Source organism: ANME-2 cluster archaeon (assembly GCA_014237145.1).
Lineage (GTDB): Archaea > Halobacteriota > Methanosarcinia > Methanosarcinales > Methanocomedenaceae > Methanocomedens_A.
Window position 1 is genome coordinate 20,272 of record JAAXOC010000021.1, and the last position, 7,045, is coordinate 27,316.

The following is a 7,045-nucleotide window of genomic DNA, read 5'->3' on the forward strand; positions in this document are numbered from 1 at the left end:
AGTACTCATAATATTATCTATAAATTTTTTCCTGCCAAGGGCGATGCCAGGCGACGCACTCTCATATCTGACAGATCCGGGCGCAGATATGCCAGTAAGGATGACAGAGGAGAAGGGAGAGATCTTGCTCGCATACTATGGGCTTGATAAACCGCTTTCAGAGCAATACATCAATTATATGGTCGGAATAATTCGAGGAGATCTCGGATTGTCGATATACTACAATGACCCGGTTCTGGAGGTGATACTCAGCAGATTGAAATGGACACTCCTCCTCGTTGGAACCTCAACAGCAATCTATATAACATTGGGAATCCTCCTTGGCGCAACTTCCGCATGGGCGCGGGGCAGGAAGAAGGACATGGCACTTCTCATATCCATTCTCTCGATCAGTTCATTTCCGTCCTTCTTTATTGGGATACTCATGGTGATATTCTTCGTAGTAAAGCTGGGCATCTTCCCGCTAAGTGGTGCACAGACCGCGTTTGCCACATATTCAAATCCGCTTGAGGAGATCTTCGATATCCTGCACCACTTGGTCCTTCCTGCCGCAACCCTTGTCATCTCCCATATAGGCGGAACATACTTCCTGATGAGAAATTCGATGCTCGGCGTGCTTGGAGAGGATTACATCATGACCGCACGGGCAAAGGGCTTGAGCGAGCGGTATATCCTGCACAAACACGCAATCAAGAATGCACTGCTCCCAATCGTTACGATGACAGCGATGACCGTAGGATTCATGGTCACGGGAACGATATTTGTCGAGATGGTATTCGCATACCCCGGCATTGGAAACTTACTGTACAATGCAGTTTCATACAATGATTATCCGCTCCTGCAAGGGATATTTCTCTTCATAACAATTACCATCGTCGGTGCGAACTTCATCGCGGATATGATATACATACAACTGGATCCAAGGGTGAACCACGAATGATCGAAGTAAGAAAGATACTTGGATCGATCGGACTCGGGATATTGACGATCTTTGTGATTGTCGCAGTTTTTGCGCCGCATATCGCGCCATACAACCCGCATCAGATATACAGACCGATGGAGCATCCGAGTTCGAGTCATCTCTTGGGGACAAACGATCTGGGAAATGATATTTTGAGTGAGATCGTCTATGGGACGAGAGTCTCTCTCTTCATCGCATTCATAGTCTCCGCCATATCGATGCTAGTGGGGACATCGCTGGGTCTTATTGCCGGATATTTTGACAAGGTTGGATTTCTGATCATGCGGGTTGTGGATGTGGTCTTGACAATCCCGAGACTTCCCCTGATCATTGTCATCGCATCATTCATGCGTCCGAGCACCTGGAACCTGATAGCTTTATTCCTGATATTCGGATGGCTGATGACAGCAAGAATCATCAGATCGGAGGTGCTGACGCTCAGGCGCAGGTATTATATCGATGCAACGAAGATGATTGGAGGCAGCGATTTTTACATCCTGTGGCGGCACATTCTTCCAAATGTGGTTCCGCTGGTTGTCGTCCAGTTCATCATGGAGGCGATCCATGTGATACTTGCAGAATCAGGACTCTGTTTTCTTGGACTCGGGGACCCAGTAGCGAGGAGCTGGGGTATGGTGTTCCATTATGCATTCGAATGTCCGACCATCTATGTATCGGATGTATGGATGTGGTGGATGCTTCCGCCCGGACTCTGTATCGTTTTTACGGTACTTGGACTCACGTTTGTCGGGTATGCTCTTGAGGAGACGTTTAATCCAAAACTGAAAAGCTCTTTTAGCGGGATGGAACTATGACTTTACTGAGAATCTCTAACCTGAGGACATACTTCCCGACCCCGGATGGAATCGTCAGGGCGGTGGACACTATCGATCTCTCAATACGTGAGAGGGAGACCCTCGGCTTGATCGGCGAAACTGGCTGTGGGAAGACGGTACTTGGTCTTACGCTCATGCGTCTTTTACAGTCGTCCACAAAGACCGAGGGAACGATCATCTATAAGGGAACGAATCTTCTCAAGATCAGTGAGGCAGAGATGAGAATGATCAGAGGAGAAGAGATCGCAATGATCCTTCAGAATCCGACGACCTCTCTAAATCCGGTCATGCGTGTGGGGGAGCAGATCGCAGAGGCGATCCGACTCCATCAGGGGCTGAGTAAGAGAGATTCAAAAGAGAAGGCGATCGAGATGCTCGATGCAGTAAGGATCCCGTCACCGTCCCAGCGTGTGAACGAATATCCGCATGAGTTCAGCGGGGGCATGAAGCAGCGTGTGATGATTGCAATGGGGCTTGCATGCAACCCCTCACTCATCATAGCAGACGAACCTACAAAAGGGCTTGATGTCACGATAAAGTCACAGATCATAAAACTCCTGAAAGAGGTGACCAAAGAGAGGGCGATGCTCATCATAACCCATGACCTTGGCGTTGCAAGAGCGCTCTGTGATCGGATTGCGCTTATGTATGCAGGAGAGCTGGTGGAATATGCGACCACAAGTGAGATATTTGAAGCCCCGCTGCACCCATACACCAGAGGTTTTTTAGGCTCGCTTCCGAGGAATGGGCTTGTGCCGATACCGGGTATGAGCCCATCCTTAATCAATCTCCCTCCCGGATGCAGATTTCATCCGAGATGTGCAGATGCAAAGGCGATATGCCGGAAGAAGCATCCGGGTATGATCGAGATCGATGATGGACATTTTGTGAGGTGTTTTCATGCTTGAGGTTGCCAGATTGACAAAATATTTTTCATCCGGGCTTATACGAAAACGATATCTCAGAGCGGTTGATGATGTATCGTTCAAAATCGAGAAGGGCAGGACGCTCGGACTTGTCGGGGAGAGCGGATGTGGGAAGACGACGATAGGCAGATTGATCCTGCGATTGATCAAACCAACTGATGGGAAAGTGTTATTCGATGGTATCGACCTATTTGCGTTAAAAAAGAGAGAACTCCGGAAGATCAGACCAAGAATACAGATGATCTTTCAGGATCCCGATTCCTCGCTCAATCCAAGGATGAAGATCGGAACGAGCATCGCAGAGCCTTTGAAATTGCATGGCATAATTCCAAAGAATAAAAGAGAGCAAAATATTTCAAAACTGATCGAAACCGTGGGACTTAATCCGGAACATGTCAATCGGTATCCGTATCAACTGAGCGGCGGTCAGAACCAGCGTGTTGTGCTTGCAAGGATTCTTGCGATGAATCCTGACCTCATTATCGCTGATGAGCCTACATCCTCGCTGGATGTCTCGGTTCAGGCGCAGATCCTGAATCTGATGAAGGATATACAGAAGGAGTTCGATCACACGTATCTTTTTATCTCCCATGATCTCGATGTTGTGCGGATCATGGCTGATCAAATAGCAGTGATGTATCTTGGGAGGATAGTCGAAATTGGGGAGACCAGTGATATATTCAATGGTGTAAAGCACCCGTATACGCATGCGCTACTGTCTGCCGCCACAATGGAGCCGGCGGCGGAACAAAGAAAACAGGTAATTCTCAAAGGCGAGACTCCAGGTCCGATCGATATACCTACAGGGTGCAGATTTCATACGCGATGTCCGCGAGGGGAAGAAATATGTATGATCAAGGAGCCGGAACTGGTTGAAGTTGGGAGAGGTCATTATGTGGCATGTCATTTTGTTTGATGTTACGGATCAAAATACTTGTTAACAAGAGTGACACCAATAAACGACTTTTTCTTCTGTGTAGTTACAACATAAATAATATTATACCAAAGCATTTTCTTCGTATTTTAATGACTCGTTTATAATATTTTCAACAGTACCGATTACAAATAGAAATATTTATATTATTTAATGTTACGATATAGTCCATAATTAATAATAAATATATATAGTTCAATAAAAAACAGCGCCATTATAAGTTAATTTTAGTAATCGCATGATAAATTAACCATAGTTTGGAGAAATTAAAATATGTTACACAAAATAATAAAATCACACACAATAATATGTGTCTTAGCAATGCTCTTGTCACTTGGTTTTTGCCAGATTGGCCTGGCAGCAGAAACGCCCACAGTACGTATTGGAAGTGCAGAAGGCAGCGTCAGCGATACTGTGGACATATCGATCAACATCGTGAACGCATCAGTTATAGGTGCCATGGATATCGGACTGACCTACGATGCAAGCATCCTGAAAGCAACGAATGTTGTGAACGGTGCGATGATAGAAAGCTTACCTGATGCACTCTGGTCGTATAATATCATCTCCGGAAAAACAAACATCAGTCTTGCAACATATCCTGATGCTATCAATAACGATGGTGAGTTATTTATTGTAACATTTGATGTGGTCGGTGGTAACGCAGGCGACAATTCAACACTTGTCACAGAAGTTGAAGCATATACAATGAACGCTTCACCCCAACCTGTGCTGGTGGACACAGAGGATGGGGTTGTGGTTGTCACAGTAAAAAGGTCTGATGGCAGTTCTGGTGGTAGTAGCAGTGGCAGTGGCAGTTCAGGTAGTGTCGGAGTCGGTTCCTCTGGCGAAGCCTCCGGGAATATACAGATGTCAGAGACAAAAATAAAAACCGTCTACAAAGATTCAAAATTAATCTACAATTTTTATTCTAATGGTAATATTGTCCAATTCATCACTTTCACAGGTCTGACAAACTCAGGGGAAATCGCTGCAAAGGTTGAGATGCTGAAGAAAACTTCAACAACAGTAGACCGTGCCCCACCAGACACAGTATATAAGAACCTGAATGTATTGCTCGGACCCACTGACTGGGCAACCTCAAGTAATATCGCAGATCCCATAATCGGCTTCAAAGTGGAAACAACATGGATCTCTGAAAACAACATCGATGGATCCACTATAAAATTAAATCGTTATAATGGTGGTAAGTGGAATCCACTTATAACCACCCAAACAAGCCAGGATGCAGATTACCTGTATTTTGAATCTGAAACAACCGGTTTCTCGCCATTTGCTGTAACAGGTAAAAAGTTAGAGGGAGAACCCGGAGGCGAAGGTATCACTGCAGAGCCTACAGTTGCAGCAACAGTAGAGAAAACCCCCGTCCCGACACCAACAGAAAAGAAAGGTATGCCTGGATTTGGTCTATTTGCTGGCTTATCGGTCTTGTTGATAGCAGTGCAGTTATTGCGCAAAAATAAATAATGAGGGTGATATTACAATGATAATAAAAAATCTGATCTATTGTGCGCTGATAACTCTTATAGCGTTTTGCACACCAGCATTGGCAGACTATAATGTAGTTGGTGATGTAAACAATGATGGTATGATCACCGCAGCAGATTCACTGCTTACGCTGCAAATGTCAGTTGGGAGCATAGTTTCAGATCCTGAAATCGCGGATGTGAATGCTGATGGCAAGGTCAACTCACCCGACGCACTAATGATGTTGATTATGGCGCAAAAGGCGCAGGTTCGCGTCGATGCACCGGAAGTTGTATCCGGCACATTCAATGCCAAGATAGACATTTATAATGTTGCTGATCTTGACTCCGGTCAGTTCGATCTGTCATTCGATGCAAGCGTTGTGAACGTGACCGGTGTTAATTCCGGAAGCATAGACGGTACAGAAGTACCGGAAGACATGTGGCGTTTTATTGATACTGATACGATCAGAGTGATATTCAATCTCCCGGATACTACCGGAGTAAGCGGTTCCGGCTCACTTACTGCAATCAGTTTCGAGGTCTTGGGTGTGACAGATGATACAAGCGTTCTTGCTATATCCGATGGATTACTTGTTGATATCGAATCGAATGAAATATCATCACTCTGGTTTAACGATGAAATAACTGTAGGAATACCTGTCACTGTTAATGCTCCGAAACCTGTATCCGGCACGTTTGATGCAACGATAGACATTGCAGATGTCACCAATCTTGACTCAGGTCAATTCGATCTATCATTCGATGCAAGCGTTGTGAACGTAACCGGTGTTGATTCCGGAAGCATAGACGGTACAGAAGTACCGGTAGACATGTGGCGTTTCTTAGATACTGATACAATCAGAGTGATATTCAATCTCCCGGATACTACTGGAGTAAGCGGATCCGGTTCACTTACTACAATCAGTTTCGAGGTGTTGGGTGTGACAGATGATACAAGCGTTCTGGCCATATCCGATGGATTGCTTGTTGACATCGAATCGAATGAAATATCCTCGCTCTGGTTTGATAACGGAATAACTGTAGGAACACCTGTTATTGTTAATGCTCCCGAAGTTGTATCCGGCACGTTTAATGCAACGATAGATATTGCAGATATCACAAATTTTGATTCAGGTCAATTCGATCTATCATTCGATGCAAGCGTTGTGAACGTGACCGGTGTTGATTCCGGAAGCATAGACGGCACAGAAGTACCGATCGACATGTGGCGTTTCTTAGATACTGATACGATCAGAGTGATATTCAATCTCCCGGATACTACTGGAGTAAGCGGATCCGGTTCACTTACTACAATCAGTTTCGAGGTCTTGGGTGTAGACGAAGATACAAGCGTTCTGGCCATATCCGATGGATTGCTTGTTGACATCGAATCGAATGAAATATTCTCACTCTGGTTTGATGACGGAATAACTGTGGGAGTACCTGTCACAGTTAATGCTCCGGAAGTTGTCACTGGCACATTTGATGCAACGATAGATATTGCAGAAATCATCAATCTTGACTCAGGTCAATTCGATCTATCATTCGATGCAAGCGTTGTGAACGTAACCGGTGTCAATTCAGGAAGCATAAACGGTACAGATGTACCGATCGACATGTGGCGTTTCTTAGATACTGATACGATCAGAGTGATATTCAATCTCCCGAATACTACTGGAGTAAGCGGATCCGGTTCACTTACTACAATCAGTTTCGAGGTGTTGGGTGTGACAGATGATACAAGCGTTCTGGCCATATCCGATGGATTGCTCGTTGATATCGAATCAAATGAAATATTATCGCTCTGGTCTGACGATGAAATAACTGTGGAAGTACCTGTGGATGTACCTGTCACTGTTAATGCTCCGGAAGTTGTCACTGACACATTTGATGCAACG

The 7,045-nt window shown here is 45.1% G+C and carries 6 protein-coding genes; all 6 read left to right on the forward strand.

From position 1 onward, the window contains the following. Positions 1-43: 43 nt before the first annotated feature. Positions 44-940, forward strand: coding sequence for an ABC transporter permease (locus HF974_03325; protein ID MBC2697370.1), 897 nt, complete (start codon positions 44-46; stop codon positions 938-940). Further along, positions 937-1,776 (forward strand): ABC transporter permease, encoded by an 840-nt coding sequence (locus HF974_03330; GenBank protein ID MBC2697371.1) that lies wholly within the window; start codon positions 937-939, stop codon positions 1,774-1,776. Before HF974_03325 ends, HF974_03330 begins: the two co-directional genes overlap by 4 nt. Next, on the forward strand, positions 1,773-2,705 hold the full coding sequence (locus HF974_03335; protein ID MBC2697372.1) for an ABC transporter ATP-binding protein: 933 nt from the start codon (positions 1,773-1,775) through the stop codon (positions 2,703-2,705). Before HF974_03330 ends, HF974_03335 begins: the two co-directional genes overlap by 4 nt. Further along, the gene (locus HF974_03340) at positions 2,698-3,639 is read left to right on the forward strand and encodes an ABC transporter ATP-binding protein (GenBank protein ID MBC2697373.1); all 942 of its coding nucleotides are present in this window, start codon (positions 2,698-2,700) and stop codon (positions 3,637-3,639) included. The genes HF974_03335 and HF974_03340 overlap by 8 nt, the downstream gene beginning before the upstream one ends. Before the next feature lie 339 nt (positions 3,640-3,978). Beyond that, entirely contained in the window at positions 3,979-5,145 is a 1,167-nt protein-coding gene (locus HF974_03345) for a PGF-pre-PGF domain-containing protein (protein MBC2697374.1), read from the forward strand. A gap of 16 nt (positions 5,146-5,161) precedes the next feature. After that, positions 5,162-7,045, forward strand: a 1,884-nt coding sequence (locus tag HF974_03350) for a hypothetical protein (GenBank protein MBC2697375.1), incomplete at its 3' end; no start/stop codon positions are given.

Coding starts and splice junctions, on each gene's coding strand:
- HF974_03330 (MBC2697371.1), top strand. CDS start 937: ATGATCGAAGTAAGAAAGATACTTGGATCGATCGGACTCGGGATATTG.
- HF974_03340 (MBC2697373.1), top strand. CDS start 2,698: ATGCTTGAGGTTGCCAGATTGACAAAATATTTTTCATCCGGGCTTATA.
- HF974_03335 (MBC2697372.1), top strand. CDS start 1,773: ATGACTTTACTGAGAATCTCTAACCTGAGGACATACTTCCCGACCCCG.
- HF974_03345 (MBC2697374.1), top strand. CDS start 3,979: ATGCTCTTGTCACTTGGTTTTTGCCAGATTGGCCTGGCAGCAGAAACG.
- HF974_03325 (MBC2697370.1), top strand. CDS start 44: ATGCCAGGCGACGCACTCTCATATCTGACAGATCCGGGCGCAGATATG.